This is a genomic window from Burkholderia sp. R-40, from assembly GCF_049942845.1.
Lineage (GTDB): Bacteria > Pseudomonadota > Gammaproteobacteria > Burkholderiales > Burkholderiaceae > Burkholderia > Burkholderia ambifaria.
Window position 1 is genome coordinate 1,225,641 of sequence record NZ_CP187968.1, and the last position, 17,393, is coordinate 1,243,033.

Annotated in this window: 15 protein-coding genes; 4 read left to right on the plus strand and 11 right to left on the minus strand. The window is 68.5% G+C overall.

Annotation, left to right across the window (positions count from 1 at the left end; all coding sequences use genetic code 11):
• Window positions 1-24: 24 nt before the first annotated feature.
• A complete protein-coding gene (locus ACP26O_RS21910; protein ID WP_011659770.1) occupies window positions 25-246 on the plus strand; it encodes a hypothetical protein in 222 nt (73 codons plus the stop codon).
• A 68-nt stretch (window positions 247-314) separates the two neighbouring features.
• Here the strand turns inward: ACP26O_RS21910 and ACP26O_RS21915 are convergent, their stop codons facing one another.
• A complete protein-coding gene (locus tag ACP26O_RS21915) occupies window positions 315-4,124 on the minus strand; it encodes a DUF748 domain-containing protein (protein WP_175664262.1) in 3,810 nt (1,269 codons plus the stop codon).
• Window positions 4,125-4,275: 151 nt separating this feature from the next.
• Window positions 4,276-5,715 (minus strand): DUF1254 domain-containing protein, encoded by a 1,440-nt coding sequence (locus tag ACP26O_RS21920; protein ID WP_175664263.1) that lies wholly within the window; start codon window positions 5,713-5,715, stop codon window positions 4,276-4,278.
• 381 nt (window positions 5,716-6,096) lie between these two features.
• Between ACP26O_RS21920 and ACP26O_RS21925 the strand changes: the two genes are divergently transcribed.
• Window positions 6,097-9,009: a heavy metal translocating P-type ATPase gene (locus ACP26O_RS21925; protein WP_175701274.1), complete on the plus strand. Its 2,913-nt coding sequence runs from the start codon at window positions 6,097-6,099 to the stop codon at window positions 9,007-9,009.
• 54 nt (window positions 9,010-9,063) lie between these two features.
• On the opposite strand, the gene ACP26O_RS21930 is transcribed toward ACP26O_RS21925, so the two are convergent.
• The 6 genes from ACP26O_RS21930 to ACP26O_RS21955 all read right to left on the minus strand — a co-directional run bounded on the left by ACP26O_RS21930 (window position 9,064) and on the right by ACP26O_RS21955 (window position 13,209).
• Complete coding sequence (locus tag ACP26O_RS21930; protein ID WP_175664265.1) at window positions 9,064-9,300, minus strand: hypothetical protein; 237 nt, start codon at window positions 9,298-9,300, stop codon at window positions 9,064-9,066.
• 1 nt (window position 9,301) lies between these two features.
• On the minus strand, window positions 9,302-9,787 hold the full coding sequence (locus tag ACP26O_RS21935; protein ID WP_175660006.1) for a tlde1 domain-containing protein: 486 nt from the start codon (window positions 9,785-9,787) through the stop codon (window positions 9,302-9,304).
• 230 nt (window positions 9,788-10,017) lie between these two features.
• On the minus strand, window positions 10,018-10,497 hold the full coding sequence (locus ACP26O_RS21940) for a GNAT family N-acetyltransferase (protein WP_126226208.1): 480 nt from the start codon (window positions 10,495-10,497) through the stop codon (window positions 10,018-10,020).
• A gap of 162 nt (window positions 10,498-10,659) precedes the next feature.
• Window positions 10,660-10,815, minus strand: coding sequence for a hypothetical protein (locus tag ACP26O_RS21945; RefSeq protein WP_006761860.1), 156 nt, complete (start codon window positions 10,813-10,815; stop codon window positions 10,660-10,662).
• Between the two features lie 173 nt (window positions 10,816-10,988).
• Complete coding sequence (locus ACP26O_RS21950; RefSeq protein WP_175701273.1) at window positions 10,989-12,407, minus strand: flagellar hook-length control protein FliK; 1,419 nt, start codon at window positions 12,405-12,407, stop codon at window positions 10,989-10,991.
• Window positions 12,408-12,510: 103 nt separating this feature from the next.
• Entirely contained in the window at window positions 12,511-13,209 is a 699-nt protein-coding gene (locus tag ACP26O_RS21955) for an MgtC/SapB family protein (protein ID WP_175701272.1), read from the minus strand.
• 111 nt (window positions 13,210-13,320) lie between these two features.
• Here ACP26O_RS21955 and ACP26O_RS21960 point away from each other — a divergent pair, with 111 nt between their 5' ends.
• The gene (locus ACP26O_RS21960; protein WP_175664268.1) at window positions 13,321-14,430 is read left to right on the plus strand and encodes an AGE family epimerase/isomerase; all 1,110 of its coding nucleotides are present in this window, start codon (window positions 13,321-13,323) and stop codon (window positions 14,428-14,430) included.
• On the opposite strand, the gene ACP26O_RS21965 is transcribed toward ACP26O_RS21960, so the two are convergent.
• On the minus strand, window positions 14,403-16,037 hold the full coding sequence (locus ACP26O_RS21965; RefSeq protein WP_175664269.1) for a methyl-accepting chemotaxis protein: 1,635 nt from the start codon (window positions 16,035-16,037) through the stop codon (window positions 14,403-14,405). The two genes, ACP26O_RS21960 and ACP26O_RS21965, sit on opposite strands and share 28 nt — an antisense overlap.
• Window positions 16,038-16,297: 260 nt before the next feature.
• On the opposite strand from ACP26O_RS21965, the gene ACP26O_RS21970 reads away from it, so the two are divergent.
• Complete coding sequence (locus ACP26O_RS21970) at window positions 16,298-16,741, plus strand: PaaI family thioesterase (RefSeq protein ID WP_006757720.1); 444 nt, start codon at window positions 16,298-16,300, stop codon at window positions 16,739-16,741.
• 122 nt (window positions 16,742-16,863) lie between these two features.
• Here ACP26O_RS21970 and ACP26O_RS21975 read toward each other — a convergent pair whose 3' ends face one another.
• Both ACP26O_RS21975 and ACP26O_RS21980 read right to left on the minus strand, forming a co-directional pair.
• On the minus strand, window positions 16,864-17,145 hold the full coding sequence (locus ACP26O_RS21975) for a type II toxin-antitoxin system RelE family toxin (protein WP_012367044.1): 282 nt from the start codon (window positions 17,143-17,145) through the stop codon (window positions 16,864-16,866).
• Window positions 17,135-17,383 (minus strand): type II toxin-antitoxin system Phd/YefM family antitoxin, encoded by a 249-nt coding sequence (locus tag ACP26O_RS21980; protein WP_175664270.1) that lies wholly within the window; start codon window positions 17,381-17,383, stop codon window positions 17,135-17,137. The genes ACP26O_RS21975 and ACP26O_RS21980 overlap by 11 nt, the downstream gene beginning before the upstream one ends.
• Between the last annotated feature and the right edge of the window lie 10 nt (window positions 17,384-17,393).

Sequence of the window (17,393 nt, forward strand, 5' to 3'; positions counted from 1 at the left end):
TTTCCCCTAGCCCGGAGCACGCGTATGTCGACCCTGGAAGCTCTCCGGTTCGTGCTGGACGATGCACGTACCCCCGAAATCATTCGCCACCACGTCGTAGACGCGCTGCAGTACGCGCTGCGCAACTACGGACAGGTGTTCACCGCGAAGGAAATCGAATGGCTCGCGCAATGGGACGATGCCCGCCTGCCGCTGGCCGCGAAGAAGGAACTGGACAAGCGCGAACCGGCGATCGCCGCGCGCTGACGGGAAGCGCGCCGCCGCGCCCGATTGCCGGTCGGACGCGGCGGCGGCGGATGAGGGAATGACGCGGGTTACTGCAGGCCGAAGTCGACGCGCGTCGTCGCGCCCTTGTCCTCGATGCCCTTTGCATCGAGCTTCGACGCCACGACGAACATCCGGCTCGAATCGATCTTGCCGTCGAGATACTGGCGCACGGCCTGCGCGCGCTGCTGCGCGAGCGCACGCAGCGCGTTGTCGTCGGCCGGCGCATGATCGGCCAGCGCCTGCTTCATGTCCGCCTCGGGCAGCGTCTTTTGCAGGCCGACCAGGTTGCGCGGCTTCTTGAAGTCGGCGGCCTTGTACGCACGCGTCAGGTACTTCTCGTACTCGGCCGGGTCGACCTTCACCGACATCGGATCGACGCTCTCGCCCTGGCCGATCACGTCCTTCAGCTTCTGCTGGCGCACCAGCCGGTCGACGTACGCGTCGCGCAGCCCCGGCGTGTCCTTCGCCGGATCGACGCGGCCGATCAGGTCGAGGCGGATCGACGGCTTCTCGGTCAGCATCTTCACGACGGTGTCGAGCTTCTTCTGCTGCGCGTCGGTCAGCTGGTACGAGCCCGGCGCGAACTCGACGTAGCCGAGATCCTCGCCGCTGCCGCCGAACGCATTCGCGAGCAGCGAGAACGGCGACGTGACGGCCTTCGCGATCAGGTTCAGCACCGCGCGCCAGATCAGCCCGCCGACGCTGAATTCCGGATTCGACAGCGAACCCGACACCGGCAGGTTCACGTCGATCTGGCCGCGCGTGTTCTTCAGCAGCGAGATCGCGAGCTTCACCGGCAGCTTCGTCGCCGTGTCGTTGTCGACGTGGTCGCCGAACGTGAGCTGGTCGATGAAGATGTGGTTGTTCGCCTGCAGCTGGTCGTTCGCGAGCTGGTAGTGCAGATCGACGTTGAGCTTGCCCTTCGTGATCGGATAGCCCGCGTACTTCGCGGAATACGGCGTCAGGTTGGTCAGCTCGATGTCATGCGCGGTCGCCGTCAGGTCCAGCGCCGGCTTCTCGATCAGCGGATTCACCGAACCCTTGATCGAGATCGGCCCGTTGCCCTCGAGGTTCGCGGCGACGTCGACCGGTGCGGACGTCGTCGAATCCGTGCCGAACGCGCCGACGGTGCCCTTGATCGCGACGAGGTGCGCCGTGTAGTTCGGCTTGATGAAGTTGTCCGTGTACGTGACGCGGCCGTTCTGCAGCAGCAGCTCGCCGAAATGCATCCGCACCGGGTTCTGCGGCGGCGGCGCGGCCTTCACGACGACCGTCGCCGACGCGGCGGCCGGCGCGGACGCCTGCTGTGCGACTGCGGCCGATGCGGCCGGTGCGGCGGCCGGCGACGTCGCGCCCGGCGACAGCGGCACGGGCTCGCCCTTGCTCGCATCGCGCGTGAGCGACTGCGCGGGGCCCGTCTCCTTCGCGACGACGTCCTTCAGGTTCAGCCGCCCCTGCGCATCGAGCAGCACGCGACCGTAGAAGTTCGTGAACGTCACGCGCGCGGCGTCGACGTCGGTGCCCTTCTCGTCGTGGTTCACCTTCAGGTTCGACAGCGCGAGCGAGCGCCAGCCCGCGAACGGATCGGACGTCGCCTTGTCGAGCATCCGCACGTCGACCAGCGCGGCATCGCCGCGATAGGTCGCGCGCGGCGTGTCCTTCACCTGCGCGAACGTCAGGTTGCCTTGCGCGTTGAGCAGCGCGCTCGCGATGGTCGCGTTCAGCACGCTGCCGAAGTACGGCTCGAACGCGGCCGCGTCGAGGCGGTTGCCGTTGATCTTCAGGCCGAGCTTCAGCGGCTGCGCGGTCACGTCGCCCGACACGTTGAGCGTGCCGTTGCGGTTCAGCGTCGCCTTCAGCTGCACCGGCAGCGGCTTCGTCATGTCGTCGCTGATCTTCTGCACCGACAGGTCGAGCGGCTTGATCGCGAGCTTCACCGGGCGCGGCGTCGACAGGTCCGTGAAGTTCGCGGCGGAGTCCTTCACGTTCAGCGCGTCGATCCGGTAATGCCACGACGGCGCGGCCGCCTCGGCCTTGCGCGCGACCGTGCGCTTGGGCACCGCCGCCTGCGCGGGCTCGGCCAGCGCCGCGAGATCGATCTTGCCGTCCTTCAGGCGTTTCACGTCGAGCGCGAGCCCGGTCGCGTCGACGCTCGCGATTTCCGCGGTGCGCGTGGCGACATCGACCTTCGCGATCTTCGCGCTCGCGTCGGGCAGCACGATCGCGGGCGCCTTCGCGTCCGGCGTCGCGAGCTTCAGCGACTTCAGGCTCACGGTGCTGTCGGCGATCTGCGCATCGAGCGGCGTCTTGCCCCAGTCGGCCTTCGCGTTGACGGTCGCGCCGAGCGTGCCGTCGAGCACGCGCGCACGGGTCGCCTCGCCGAGATACGGCTGCAGCGCCGGCAGCGCGAGCGCGTCGACGGTCAGCTTCGTGTCGGCCTGCTTCGCCGCGACGCTGAACGCGCCCTCGGCCTTCACGTCGCCGCCGTGCGACAGCGACGTCGACAGCGTGTACTTCGCCGGCGTCTTGCCCTGCAGCGTGAAGCCGTCGAGCGTCGCGGCGAGCTTCGTCAGCGACATCGCGGTCGGCGTCGCCGGCACGCGGTCGTCGACGTTGATCGTGCCGCCATCGATCGCGAAATGACGGATCGTCAGGTCGAGGGGCGGTGCTTCCTTCGCGGCGGTTTCGGCCTTCGCACCGCTCGCGCCGCTCGCAGCGGCGGTGGCGGTGGCCGTCGATGCGGCGGCGCCCGACGCGGCCGGCTTGCCCGCGGCAGCCTTCGGCGCGGCGGCCGGCTGGCCGGCGAGCTTCTCGACGTTCAACACGCCCTGCTTGTCGCGCGCCAGGTCGACGACCGGCTGGTCGAGCCGGATCTCGTCGAAATGCAGCACGTTGCGCAGCGGCTCGAGGCGGGCGGCCGCCACATGCACGCCGCGCGCGGCGAACAGCGGCTCGGACGCGAGGCCGGTAACCTTCGCGTCGTTCAGGTCGACGGTGCCCGACACGCGCAGCGTGGGCGTGTCGCCGCTCATCACGAAGTTCAGCGTGAGGTCGCTGCTCAACAGGCCGCTCGTGACGATCACCGGCAGCTTCGCCGGCGCGTACGAAATCAGCTTCGGCACGTCGAGCCGGTCGAACTTCAGCGCGACTTCCGACTCGCGCGACTGCGCGAACGGCTTCGTCTTGCCGTCGATCGCGATCGGGCTGCCGTCGAACCGCGCGCGCAGCTTCGGCTGCACGAAGATGTCGGTCTTCGACGCCAGCGTTGCGATGAACGGAATGCCGAGCGTCCAGTTGTCGACCACGTGCTTTTCGTTCAGCAGGCGGTCGTCGAAGTCGATCCGGCCGCCGTTGACCTGGATGTTCGACACCGAGAACTGCGTCGGCTTGCTTTCGGGCTTGGACGGCTTCGAGAACTTCTCGATCAGGTCGGTGAAGTTGAAGCGCTGCGCGTCGTAGCGGACGATATGGAAGCGCGGCGAGTCGACGCGCACTTCGTTGACGATCGGCGCGCCGCGAAACAGCGACGACCACGACGGCCGCACGACGAGCTTGTCGATGTCGATGAAGCCGCCCTGGCCGCCGCGCTCGCCGACGTGCACGCCGTCGGCTTCGAGATTCAGCGTGTACGGGTTCAGCGCGATGCGCTGGATCGTGGACGGCCGGTCGAGCTGCTGGCTCAGTTGCTGTTCGGCGATGTGGCGGATCAGCGGCGGCGCCGCGAAGAATCCGAGCAGTCCGAACAAAACGATGAAGATCAGCACGCCAAGGCCGATACGCCGGGCCCGGCGCGAGCGTGCAACGCCGCCGAGGGTTTGAAGGGTCGAGGGTACGGTTTCTTTCTCTGCGCTTGCCATGCTTGAATATCTCGGAAATGGATGCCGGCCGCACCGGAAAACCGGCACGGCCGCGCACGCAATCCCGAAAGTATAGGCTCAGGTGGTAATGGAACGGCGTTCGGGTGCGAGCGCCGCGCCCGCGGATCGGACAGCGGCGGCGCCTATCCGTTCATTTCCGGACGACGGCGGGCGGCATCCACGAGCCGTCGGTCGCTTGCGGCTTCGGCGCGTAGAGGCGCAACGCAAGCGCGAAATCGGTGCGCGGCGCCGGCAGCCAGTTGGCCGCATGGGCGCCGCCCGACGACGCCGACACGACCACGTCGATCGAGCCGTCGTGATTGCGGCGCAGCCGGTCGCGGTCGCCGAGCGAGCGGCGCGCCGAGCCGACGTCGGGCAGCGCGCCGTTGGTGGAGTACGGGGTCAGCGTCCAGAACCCGCGCACCGGCGGCAGCGCGCCCGGCGCGAAGTGCAGCACGTAGCGGTTCGCGCCGTTCAGCGGATGGCCGTCGCTGTCGACGCGCACGAGCGCGAGCGTCTCGTCGTCACGCGTCGCGGTGCCGAACTGCGTGTAGGCCGCGTATGCGCGCAGCGCGTAGTCCTGGCCGTACTTGCCGGCCGCGTCGCCGATCCAGCTCCAGCCGTTCGCGTTCAGCAGGTTCGGCGGCGGCGCCGCGAGCCGCGCGCGCGCTTCGGCGACGCCGGCCGTCGCGGCGCTCAGGCGATCGCCCGTCCACAGCACCGGATAGCCGGCCGACACGCCGATGTCGTTCAGGAGTTCCTGCGCGTGCGCGTCGTCGGCGGGTGCCGGGTTGTCCTGCAGCACCTGCGCGAAACGCGTGAAGAACGCCTTCGGGTCGAGCGCGGCGACCTGCTCGGCCGGCGTGCCGCCGCTCGCCGTTTCCGACGGCGCGCTGCCCGCATGGACCGCGACCGACGCGCCGCGCGTGCTGCCCGTATAGACGGACAGCGGCACCACGCGGATCGCCCGCTGCAGTTTCTTCACGTTCGTGAGGTCGCGCCCGCCGCTCGTCTGCAGCCGCACTTCAAGCCACGCGTTGGCCGACGGCACGTCGATACGCAATGCGCCCTTCGGCAGCGTGCCCTGCCAGTCCTTCGCGGCAAAGGCAATCGTTTGCGATCGCGCGGCGCCACGCGCGCCCCGCGCCGCGACGCTCGACGACGACCACAGCACGTTCGTCCACATGTCGAGCGCGCGGGCATCCCAGTAGCGGCCGCGGGTGTCGGGCAGCGTAACGATCACCGGCTCGGCGCCGACGTCGAGCCAGCCGGTCGAGTCGAGCGTGTCGACGCCCGGCAGCGGCGGGTTGAGCGCGCCGACGGGCGGCAGCGCCTGCGCGTGACGCAGCGTGTTGAGCGGCGCCTGGCCCGGCTGCGCACCGTCGCCGCCTGTCGCGGCTTCCTTCGCGACGTCCATCAGCACGAGCGGATACGCATATATATAGGAATCGGCTACTTCGGCGCGCATCCAGCCGGTTTTCCGCTGGATCGCGTCCGGTTGCGACGCGCAGCCCGCCAGCAGCGCCGCCAGGACCAGCGACGCGCCTGCCGCGCGCCGCAGCGAAATTGATTCTCGTAGGTTTTCAATCATTGTGTACTGGCCGAATATCGTTCTTGTCAGTCAACGCCTTGTTCGACCCACGATCGGCGAAAGCAAGGCACCCCAGCCTGCCCGGTCGCCGCTTCGCTAGGCGGGCGCTGATGTCAGGCCGGTATCATAGCGCCTAAGGGCATCCCCCAATATGCCGAATAACGGGCGGAGCGGTAGTTGCGGCTTCGATAGTCCCCAGGCGGCGTCCGGACGCAATGCATTGGCTGCCGCGGGGCTCCGGCAGATAAGGGTGACGGATCGGCAGCTCCGGGCCGGTACACACGTCCGTGCGTTGCATCGTCGCCCCCTTGACCTTCCCATCATGGGAATGTTGATACTGAGGTCATTCGCGGCACGAACCGCGCTTTTGGGGAATCCGACATGACTGAACCACTCGCGTCCGCGGGCTTGCAAATGATCGAACTGGCCGTCGACGGCATGCATTGCGGCGGCTGCACGGGCCGCGTGCAGCGTGCGCTCGCCGCCGTGCCGGGAGTCGTCGAGGCCGCGGTCGATCTCGACGCGCAGGCGGCGACGATCACCGCGCAGGATGCGGTCGAGCCCGCGCAGCTCGTCGATGCGGTCAGCGCGGCGGGCTATCGCGCGACCGTGCGCGAAGCGGCGTTCGAAACCGTCGCTGCCGCGCAGGCGGAGCACGCGCCGCGCGCCGAAGCGCTGCCCGCCACGCCGGCGGGGCTGCCCGCGGCAGGAGCAGGAGCTGGAGCTGGAACTGGAACTGGAACTGGAGCTGAGGCTGGGGCTGGGGCTGGGGCTGGGGCTGGGGCTGGGGCTGGGGCTGGGGCTGGGGCTGGGGCCACGATCGAACTGGAGATCGACGGCATGACCTGCGCGTCGTGCGTGTCGCGCGTCGAAAAGGCGCTGGCGAAGGTGCCGGGCGTCACGCGTGCGTCGGTCAACCTCGCGACTGAGCGCGCGACCATCGACGCGGCACCGGACGTTTCCGCGTCGCGACTGGCCGAAGCCGTACAGCAGGCCGGCTACGGCGCGACAGCAGTCACGGCGACGCCGCCGGCCGCTTCCCGCGATCTCGAATTCGAATTCGACATCGGCGGCATGACCTGCGCATCCTGCGCCGGCCGCGTCGAAAAGGCGCTGGCCGCGGTGCCGGGCGTCGCGCGCGCGTCGGTCAATCTCGCGACCGAGCGCGCATCGGTGCATGGCGCCGGCGCGCTCGACGCCGCCGCGCTGATCGGGGCGGTCACGACGGCCGGCTACCGCGCATCGCTCGCCGCCGCGCCGGACGCCGGCGCTGTAGTCGAAGTTCCCTCCAGCGACGCGGCACAGGCCCCCGAGGCCCGCAAGCGCCGCGAAGCGATCCGCGAACGCAATCTGGTGATCGGCTCGGCCGTGCTGAGCGCACCGCTCATCGTGCCGATGCTCGTCGCGCCGTTCGGCATCGACGCGATGCTGCCCGGCTGGCTGCAGCTCGTGCTCGCGTCGATCGTCCAGTTCGGCTTCGGCGCGCGCTTCTACCGCGCCGCCTGGCACGCGGTGAAGGCGCGCACGGGCAACATGGACCTGCTCGTTGCGCTCGGCACATCGGCCGCGTTCGGCCTGAGCCTGTGGATGCTGGTGCGCGACCCCGTCGACCCGGGCCACCTGTATTTCGAGGCATCGGCCGTCATCGTCACGCTGGTGCGCTTCGGCAAATGGCTCGAAGCCCGCGCGAAACGCCAGACGACCGAGGCGATCCGCGCGCTGAACGCGCTGCGTCCCGACCGCGCGCGCGTCGTCGAGCACGGCGTCGAACGCGACGTGCCGCTCGCGCAGGTGCGCGTCGGCACGACCGTCAGCATCCGTCCCGGCGAGCGCGTGCCCGTCGACGGGCGAATCGTGTCGGGCCGCTCGCACGTCGACGAATCGCTGATCACCGGCGAAAGCCTGCCGGTGCCGAAGGACGACGGCGATCCGGTCACCGCCGGCTCGATCAACGGCGAAGGCGCGCTCGTCGTCGCAACCACCGCGATCGGCGCGGAGACGACGCTCGCGCGCATCATCCGCCTCGTCGAATCCGCGCAGGCGGAAAAGGCGCCGATCCAGCGGCTCGTCGATCGCGTGAGCGAAGTGTTCGTGCCGGCGATCCTCGGCATCGCCGTGCTGACGCTGATCGGCTGGCTGATCGCCGGCGCCGGCACCGAAACGGCGATCCTCAACGCGGTCGCGGTGCTCGTCATCGCTTGCCCGTGCGCGCTCGGTCTCGCGACGCCCGCGGCGATCATGGCCGGCACCGGCGTCGCGGCGCGCCACGGCGTGCTGATCAAGGACGCGCAGGCGCTGGAGCTCGCGCAGCGCACGACCGTGATCGCGTTCGACAAGACCGGCACGCTGACCGAGGGCAAGCCGTCCGTGACCGCGTTCGACGCGGTCAGCATCCCACGTGAGCAAGCGCTCGCTCTCGCGGCCGCGGTCCAGCGGCAAAGCGATCATCCGCTCGCACGCGCCGTGGTCGCCGCGCACGAAGCGGACGTCGTGGCCCGCGGCGGCGACGCAGGCTCGGCCGATATCGTCGCGGCCGATGCGCGCGCGGTGGCCGGACGCGGCGTTCAAGCGCACGTCGACGGGCAGCTTCTCGCGCTCGGCAGCACCCGCTGGCGCGATGACCTCGGCATCGTCGTGCCGCCGGAACTCGACGCGCGTGCCGCGGAGCTCGAACACGCGGGCAACACGATTTCGTGGCTGATGCGCGCCGATGCGCCGCGCGCGTTGCTCGCGCTGATCGCGTTCGGCGACACCGTGAAGCCCGGCGCGCGCGACGCGATCGCCGCACTGTCGGCGCGCGGCGTCGCGAGCGTACTCGTGACGGGCGACAACCGCGGCAGCGCGGCGGCCGTCGCGGCATCGATCGGGATCGGCGAAGTGCATGCGCAGGTGCTGCCCGACGACAAGGCGCGTGTGGTGGCCGAACTGAAGCGCACGCACGGCGGGGTCGTCGCGATGGTCGGCGACGGGATCAACGACGCGCCCGCGCTCGCCGCGGCCGACGTCGGCATCGCGATGGCGACCGGCACCGATGTCGCGATGCACACGGCCGGCATCACGCTGATGCGCGGCGATCCCGCGCTCGTCGCCGATGCGATCGACATCTCGAAGCGGACGTACCGGAAGATCCAGCAGAACCTGTTCTGGGCGTTCGTCTACAACCTGATCGGCGTGCCGCTCGCGGCACTCGGCTGGCTGAACCCGGTGATCGCCGGGGCGGCGATGGCGTTCTCCAGCGTCAGCGTCGTGACGAACGCGTTGCTGCTGCGGAGATGGAAAGGACGGGCAAGGTAACGAGAGGAGGCGCGAACACGGGCGGAACGGCAGTCTGCCCGCTGTTTGGAGGTTTCATCGACTTCGACGGATCCACAAGCAATACGCACCGATCGCGACCAACATCGCTCCGTCGATGACACCGAGAAACGGAAGCGGGCTCGTCCATTTGTCCATATTGGTCGTGCGGGAGTAGTAGGGTGGACCGTCGCCGTATGCCTCGTTCAGATTGATCGCGTTGAACGCCACAACGAACAGAATTGACATCAGCAGTGCCGCACTGATCACTATCCGCAACAGGCATTTTCGCATGTCAGTATTGAACCGTCAGTGGAACATAACACTCGGGCATGCCCTTCGTTGCGGCTTCGATCTCGCGAACGAAATTTTCCATTCCCGAATGGAGATTGATGCATCCGGCGGAACCGGCATGCGTGCCCCCGTGGATAAAGAATCCGCCTCGACCGAACGTCCGGGTCCCGGGCATGACGTGGATAGTCAGTCGATAATCCCCCCACGCCGCGCGCGAAGCAAGGTTGTACCAACGATTCTTCCACATTTGGGAAGGCTGAATCCAGTATCGACCTGATGGTATAGGGCCAACATTTTCCATCTGGTGGCGAGCGCTCGAATAATCGAAACTGCCGCGATTATCGGGACGGCCGGAAACTGCAGGATAGACGCCCGTTGTATTCCCCGTCATGACCAAAAAACGCCCATCGAATCGGAGCGAAATGGAAGCGCGTGCGCAAGCGGGTACGGTCGGAATACCGCGTTCGGCAGCATACCTGTTCTCCATCGTTCGTTATCCTCGTTTATTGACGATTTGAGTACGCCAGTACTTATCGGCCACCCATCATAAAAGGACAACGCTGGATTTCAGTCGCAGCACGGAATGACGCACACCGTTTTCAATGTGTTAAATCGGGCTGACGGGCCACTCCAGAGCGCCTCGCGACTCGGGCGCGCTCCCATGTGAAAACATGTCGAACCGCAAACAGTGAACGTCCGATACTCGAATCTTCGCGGCTAGCCCGGCACGACCGGCTTGATCAGCGTCGTCGTGATCGGCGCGAAACCGCACGCCCGATAGAGCGCTCGTGCGGCCGTGTTGTGATTGAACACCGACAGCCCGATTTCGGTGACGCCGTGACGGCGTGCCTCGGCCTCGAGTGCATCGAGCGTGCGCGTGGCCCAGCCCTGGCGACGCCGGGACGGGACGATGTCGAGGTCGTAGATGAACAGCGTGCGGTTTGGCCCTTCGGGCACGATCGCGTACCAGAGGTCGCCGACCGTGTCGCCCGTGGCGGCGTCGATCAGCTGGACGAGGGTCTGGCCGGAGGTGAGCAGGCCGTCGGGCAGCAGCGTATCGAAGCAGGCGCGGGCGCGGCCCGCCGCGTCTTCGCTCGCGTTCTGCCCGGAGGACACGAGATCGCGCGCGTAGCCGTCGATGGCGCGCGTGCGGTATGCGTGGAATTCGCCGGCCGTCATTGGCCGCATCTGCAACATGGCCCGGGTGTCGCGAAGGAAGTCTGACTTCCAGTGTAGCGGGACGGTCGCACCGGCGCGCGATGCGGCGGTGAAAAACGGCAATGGCGGCGAGCGCCGCGCCGGATCGGCGAATCAGCGAATCAGCGAATCAGCGAATCAGCGAATCAGCGAATCAGCGAATCAGCGACGGTACACAACGATCGGCGCGAAGTTCGCACGACGCATGCGATCGGCTTCGGCGCTACGCGCAGCGTACGAGTATTCCGCGTCGAGCGGCAGGTGCGGGGAGACGAACAGATCGTCGATCTTTTGCAGCAGGGCAAGAATGAAGCTCATGTGAGACTCCTGAGATAGATCTAGGGTTTTCCCTTAGATGGACTCCATTCTAAGGGTTTTCCCTGAATTCTGCCAGCTCACCGCATCAGTTTGCCGCACCCGCGCCACCCGTCGACGGACGCGCCCCACCGCCCGCCCCGTCGGGCGGAGGGTTATAGGTAGGGTCGGAAGATTTAGTGCGTTCGACGCGCGCGCTTCGCGGCCGCCGCCTCACGGTTTGCGTTGCGCTGAAGCCGGTCGACCTGCGACAGCATGGCCTCGTGGTGTTCCGCGAGTGTCATCAGCGTTGCCTGCTGCGTCGACAGATCGGCGGCCAGCCGGTCGATCCGCTGTTGCCGGGCTTCCAGGTCCTGCTTCAGGTGCGCGATCTGCCGCGTTTGCAGCACCAGCGCGACGAGCCCAGCGAGCACGACGACCGCCAAGGCCAGCAGCAGCCGGTTGACGCGGCGCATCTCACGATCGGCCGCCTGCTTCAAGCCGGCCGTCTCGGCCTGCAGCGTGGCAAGCCGGTCCGACAGCGGGCGCAGATGGGTGTCGGGATCGAAGTCCGGCGCACCCGGTTGCGCGCGATCCGCCGACGGCTTCGTCACGAACGACGCTGCGGACGCCACCGGCGGCACGACCGGCGAGGCCGGCGCTGCGGTTGCTCGCGCAGCGTCGCGGGGACTTGCGGGACTTGCGGGACTTGCGGGACTTGCGGGAATCGCGGCAACTGCGGCAACTGCGGCAACTGCGGGCTCGGCCAGTTCGGCCGCCGCCTGCGGTTCAGCAGCAGAAGGCTCGGCGTGCGCCGGCATCGATTCCAGCTCCGCGCCGACCGCCGCCGCTTCGCGCGCGCCGAGCACCGCTGCGGTGTCGCGTCTGCCGGCGGCCGAACGTCGCCTGCCGCCGGATGCGCGGCGCCCCTTCGTGATCTCGCCGGGCGTCCGCGCTGCTTCATCGTGCGTGACCGGCGCAGCGGCACCTTCCGCCTCGCCGTCCGCTTTCACGGGACGGTCGGCGAGCACCGCGTCGAGCGCACCGTCCAACGCCGCGGCATTCGCCGTCGCACGATCCGCGTTCGTCCCGGCCGCGTCGCCAGCTTTGGGCACGCTGCCTTTCTTCACCTGGCCGTCGCCGCGCGCCGGCTCACCGGCCGCCGCCACGGCGACGCCATCGGCGGGCCACGCATCGACGCGCTTCGTTGCGTCGGCATCGGCCGCGCGCGCGGCATCCGCATCCGCATCCGCATCCGCATCCGCATCCGCATCCGCATCCGCATCCGCATCCGCAGCGTGACCGTGCGTGGCAAATCCGTCCAGCATCGCCTGGCGACCGGCGTCCTCGCCGGCCGCAGCAGCGTCCGTGTCGACATCCGCCATCGCGTCATCGCGCGCGGCGACCGGCGCACGCGCCGCCGGCTCGAGCACCGGATCGCCGAACAGGTCGAGCGTGTGATCGTCCCGCGGCGCATCGCCGCCCGCCGCGTGACCGGACCGCGCGGTGGCCTTCGCGGCTGTGTCTGCCGCGGCCGCGACGGAGCGCGGGCGCGAACGGGCCGACGAGCGGTCGGAGCGGGAACGGGAGCGAGGCAGGGAAACGGATTCGGTCATGGAGTCGGATTACAAGCCCGCGAACGCGGAATCGGAGGTCGAACGGAATCAGCGACGGCCATTGTCGCATGACCGATCGCCGATCCGGCCGATCGGATGCCGTCTATTCGTCGCCCGACAACCCGTTGCCTTCGTCGAATCGCGTCACGCACGACAGCGCGCGCAGCTTGTCGCAGATCGCGCGGTATTCGAGATCCGACACGCGGCCGAGCGCGATGCGCACCTCGTCGTGGTCGCCGGTGTCGTCGGCGCGCTGCACGATGAATTGCTTCACGCGCGCGCTGTCGGGCCCGAGCGCCGCGTGCAGCGAATCGAACGTCAGCGCGCCGCTTACGACCGTCACCGTGAACTGGCGGCGCTGCCGCACGGTGAAGTAGCGCCGCTCCAGCGGCTTGATGCCGGCCAGGATGATCAGGATGATGATCGTCGCGGAGATCGACGCGACGTACAGGCCGCCGCCCACCGCCAGGCCGATCGCGGCGACCGACCACAGGCTCGCGGCCGTCGTCAGCCCGCGCACGATCTCGCCGCGCAGCAGAATCGAGCCCGCGCCGAGGAAACCGATGCCCGACACGACCTGCGCGGCGATCCGCGACGGGTCGAGCACGATGTGGTCGCTGGTGCCGAGCACATCGGCGAAACCGAACGCCGACACGATCATGATGAGCGTCGAGCCGACACAGACGAGCATGTGCGTGCGCAGGCCAGCCGCCCACGAAAGGCGCTCACGCTCGAAGCCGATGACGCTGCCGAGCGCCGCCGCGAGAACCAGCCGCATCACGAGTTCCAGGTTGCCGAGCATCCGATTTATCTCCTTTTTTGGGGGCGGCCGCGCGGAATGGTTTATCCTTGGGCCCGGCCGCGCCGCTCCGGGCCGCGCCGACTCGATTCGATCCAAGCGCTCAATCCCGCCATGTCCGTTCCCGATTCCGCTTCCGCCCAGACCGCCCGATTGCGCGACCATTTTGCGCACGTCATCTTGCCGATCTGGCAGGGTTCAGGGTTCGACCACACGTTGCGGCTGCCGTTCGAGGCCGTCGATCCGGCCACCCATGCGCCGCTGCCCGCCACCCGTTATCGCGCAATGGCATGTGCGCGGCAACTGTTCGTGTTCGCGCAGGCAGGCAACACCGCGCACGCGGCCACGCTGTTCGACTCGCTGTGCAGCCGTTTCCGCGACCCGCGCCACGGCGGCTGGTTCTACAGCGTCGACGCGCAAGGCGCGCCGCTCGACACGACCAAGGACCTCTATACGCACGCGTTCGTCGTGTTCGCATGCGCCGCATGGCATGCGGCGTCGGGCGACGCCGCGGCGCGCACGGTCGCCGAGGACACCGCCGCCTTGATCCAGGACCGCTTCGCGCCGCAGCCGGGCGACGCGCTGCTCGACGCCGCGCGCCACGCCGATTTCTCGTCGTCGGGCGGCGGCGCGCTGCAGAACCCGCTGATGCACCTGACCGAAGCATGGCTCGCGGCCGCCGGTGCGTTCGGCGACGCAGCGTTCGACGATGCGCTCGCGCGCACCGCGCAGGCCGTCGAGCGCACGTTCGTCGATCCGGCGACCGGCTGCGTCGCCGAGCTGCCGCTCGGGGCGCCCGACAACCGCTTCGAGCCCGGCCATCAGTTCGAATGGTTCTATCTGGTCGACGCGGCCGGCGCTCGGCTCGCGCAGACCGGGCTTCCCGACGCACTCGCGCGCGCGTTCGCGTTCGCCGAGCAGCACGGCATCGATCCGCAGACGGGCGCCGTGTGCGCGGCCGTCGATGCGCAAGGCGCATGCATCGACGGCACGCAGCGAATCTGGGCGCAGACCGAATACCTGCGCGCGCTCGCGACGCACGGCGGCACGCCGGCCTCCGCGCCGCTCGCGCGGCAGATCGAGCGCTTCGCCGCGCGCTTCCTGCATCCGCGCGGCTGGTTCGAGTGCAAGACGGCCGACGGGCAGGTGTCGCGCGCCGACATGCCGTCGACGACGCCCTACCACCTCGCGACCGCTTACGCGGCGCTGCCCGCCGCTTCGTAACCGGCGTCGGCAAACGACGGCGCGCGCTGTTCGCGAACCTCGCGAACCCCGCGAGTCGCGCGCGCGTCGCCCAGCTCGAACACCGACACCGCCTGCATCAGGTGCGCGGTCTGCTCGTTCAGCGACGCGGCCGCCGCCGCGACTTCCTCCACCAGTGCCGCGTTTTGCTGCGTCAACTGGTCCATCTGCGTGACGGCCTGGTTCACCTGCTCGATGCCGACGCTCTGCTCGACCGACGCGGCCGTAATCTCCGACATCGTCTGCACGACGCGCGTGATCGACGCCGATACCGTCCGCATCGCGTCGCCGGCACGCTCGACGAGTTCCGAGCCGCCGTCGATCTGCGCGACCGACTCCTCGATCAGCGCCTTGATCTCCTTCGCCGATTGCGCGCTGCGCTGCGCGAGCGAGCGCACTTCGCCCGCGACCACCGCGAAGCCGCGGCCCTGCTCGCCCGCGCGCGCTGCCTCGACCGCCGCGTTCAGCGCGAGGATGTTGGTCTGGAACGCGATGCCGTCGATCACCGAAATGATCTCCGCGATCCGCCCGGAGCTCTGCGCGATGCCGCGCATCCGGTCGATCACGCTGTTGACCACGCCGCCGCCGTGGCGCGTCGCGTCGAGCGCCGCGTCGGCCAGTGCGCTGGCCGCACGCGCGCTGTCGGTGTTCTGGCGCACGGTCGCGGTCAGTTCCTCCATGCTCGCGGCGGTTTCCTCGAGCGACGCGGCCTGCGTGCCCGTGCGCGCGGACAGGTCCGCGTTGCCGCCGGCGATCTCGCCCGCGCCGAGGTGGATCGCGTCGGACGCTTGACGCACGGTGCGCACGGTGTCCGCGATGCTCGCCTGCATCGCGGCGAGGCCGCGCAGCATCCGGGCGATCTCGAACACGCCCGCCGGCCGCACGGCTTCGTCGAGCCGGCCCTGCGCGATCCGCTCGAAATGGCGGCCGGCTTCGTCCAGCGGCGCGACCACCGCGCGCCGCGCGCCCGCGTAAATGGCCGCGCTCGCCGCAAGCATCGCCACCAGCAACACGATGCCGACCCACTTGAACCACTGCATCCCGCTGTCGATCGTGTCGAGCGCGGCGCGGCTCGACGCGCCGCCGTAGTCGACGAAGCGGTGCAGTTCGGCGAGATACGCGTCCTGGAAGCGTTGCGTCGGCTGGTCGAGGAACGCCTGGATGTTGTCGGCGTCGAGGAACTGCACGAGTTCGCCCAACGCGCCGCGCAGCGCGCGATAGCGCTCGGCGAGCGCCGCAACGTGCGCGCGGTTCGTTGCGTCGATGGCCTGCGCGGCCGTCAGCGCGGCGAACGCCTTGTCCGCTTCCGCGAGTGAAGCGCTTGCATGGCGGATGATCTCGTCGGGTTTCGGGCCGCCGCGCACCATTCGCGTGCCGGCACGCGACAGGTTCACGCGCGCGTCGAGCAGGCGCTCGCTCGCCTGACTGGCCGCACCGACCTGCGCGATCGCGACGTTCGACAGATCGTCGACGCCGCTGCGCGTCGACGCGAGCGCCCAGAAGCCGAGCGCCTCGATGGCGACGAGAAAGAGGCAAAACACGGTCAACACGCCGAGCAGACCCGACGCGAGCTTGATTTTTCCGAACATGGGGGGAGATTCCTGGAGAGCCGACGATGGAGCAATGCCCCGGCATTAGCGGCATTTCTTCGTCGGACTTTAGGCTCCCGGCCCGGCGATCTCCGTCCTTCCCGCCGAATCGCCGGCAAACGAGCATGACTCGCGCGCTCGACGCAATAATCGCGGCGCATCGCGCCGGTAATTGCAAGAAACGTGGACGAATTTCCTTGCTTATCCGCAGCCCCCTTCCTAGAGTTCAGCGCAAGCGGACACGGATTGCGAGGAAGTCGATGACGGACATCACGGACCACGCGCGCGGCGCATTGCGCGCGCAACCGTTCAGCATGCTGCTGCGCACGGAGCTGATGCATATCGGCGACAACGAGGTGTCGCTGTGCCTGCCCGTGCGGGACGAACTGCGCCAACAGCACGGCTTCGTGCACGGCGGCGTGATCGGCTATCTCGCCGACAACGCGCTGACGTTCGCCGGCGCGCTCGTGCTCGGCCCGCGCGTGATCACCGCCGAATACAAGATCAACTACCTGCGGCCGGCCGTGAACGGCACGCTCGTCGCGCGCGCGAAGGTTGTCTACGCGGGCCGGCACCAGGCGACCTGCCAGTGTCATGTGTTCGTCATCGACGGCGATCACGAGCGGCTCGTCGCGATCGCGCAGGGGACGATCAACCGCGTCGGCGACGGCAAGATGCCGGATTCGCCGGAGGAAACGGCGTAAGTTGCTTTGTACCCAAAGGCCGGCGGATTGCCTGCCGGCGCCTTGTCGATCGCACGTCCGGACACCGGCGATGCGACGTGGCCCGCAAACCGCGGCAGCACACGCGTCGCGCGTCGTCCGGCCTACCGCTTCATCGCGGCAAGATAGACGGCATCGCGGTCACGGCGACCGACTGCGACAACCAGTACGATCACTTCCGTATCGCGCACTTCGTAGACGAGTCGGTAGCCGACGCTGCGCAGCTTGATCTTGTAGCGATCCGGATGGCCATGCAGCTTGGCCGACGCAATGCGGGGATTCTCGAGGCGCTCGGCGAGTCGGGATTTGAACTGGTCGCGGATGGTGCGATCGAGCTTCTTCCACTCCTTCAACGCAGGTTCGAGAAAGGCAAGCTCAAAGGTCATTCAGCTTGACCTTGACGACCTTGTCCTTCGCACGCGTATTGGCAAGCGCGTTGTCTTCTATATCTTCGAGACGTTCGACCATCGCTTCCCACGTCTTCGCCGGGATGCAATAGAACGCGGGCTCGTTGTGATTCAGAATCGCAACCGGAAAGCCCTCGCCCGCCGCGACAGTTCCCATCGGATTGCGCTTCAGTTCCGAAATGCTCGCCGTAACATTGGCCAGAATGGTGTGAGGCATATCGGCTCCT

Bases quoted from the DNA above. Each gene is read 5' to 3' on its own strand.
- ACP26O_RS21945 (WP_006761860.1), bottom strand. From the start codon at position 10,815: ATGAGCTTCATTCTTGCCCTGCTGCAAAAGATCGACGATCTGTTCGTC.
- ACP26O_RS21955 (WP_175701272.1), bottom strand. From the start codon at position 13,209: ATGCTCGGCAACCTGGAACTCGTGATGCGGCTGGTTCTCGCGGCGGCG.
- ACP26O_RS21925 (WP_175701274.1), top strand. From the start codon at position 6,097: ATGACTGAACCACTCGCGTCCGCGGGCTTGCAAATGATCGAACTGGCC.
- ACP26O_RS21920 (WP_175664263.1), bottom strand. From the start codon at position 5,715: ATGATTGAAAACCTACGAGAATCAATTTCGCTGCGGCGCGCGGCAGGC.
- ACP26O_RS21940 (WP_126226208.1), bottom strand. From the start codon at position 10,497: ATGTTGCAGATGCGGCCAATGACGGCCGGCGAATTCCACGCATACCGC.
- ACP26O_RS21965 (WP_175664269.1), bottom strand. From the start codon at position 16,037: ATGTTCGGAAAAATCAAGCTCGCGTCGGGTCTGCTCGGCGTGTTGACC.
- ACP26O_RS21930 (WP_175664265.1), bottom strand. From the start codon at position 9,300: ATGCGAAAATGCCTGTTGCGGATAGTGATCAGTGCGGCACTGCTGATG.
- ACP26O_RS21950 (WP_175701273.1), bottom strand. From the start codon at position 12,407: ATGACCGAATCCGTTTCCCTGCCTCGCTCCCGTTCCCGCTCCGACCGC.
- ACP26O_RS21980 (WP_175664270.1), bottom strand. From the start codon at position 17,383: ATGCCTCACACCATTCTGGCCAATGTTACGGCGAGCATTTCGGAACTG.
- ACP26O_RS21915 (WP_175664262.1), bottom strand. From the start codon at position 4,124: ATGGCAAGCGCAGAGAAAGAAACCGTACCCTCGACCCTTCAAACCCTC.
- ACP26O_RS21960 (WP_175664268.1), top strand. From the start codon at position 13,321: ATGTCCGTTCCCGATTCCGCTTCCGCCCAGACCGCCCGATTGCGCGAC.
- ACP26O_RS21975 (WP_012367044.1), bottom strand. From the start codon at position 17,145: ATGACCTTTGAGCTTGCCTTTCTCGAACCTGCGTTGAAGGAGTGGAAG.
- ACP26O_RS21970 (WP_006757720.1), top strand. From the start codon at position 16,298: ATGACGGACATCACGGACCACGCGCGCGGCGCATTGCGCGCGCAACCG.
- ACP26O_RS21935 (WP_175660006.1), bottom strand. From the start codon at position 9,787: ATGGAGAACAGGTATGCTGCCGAACGCGGTATTCCGACCGTACCCGCT.
- ACP26O_RS21910 (WP_011659770.1), top strand. From the start codon at position 25: ATGTCGACCCTGGAAGCTCTCCGGTTCGTGCTGGACGATGCACGTACC.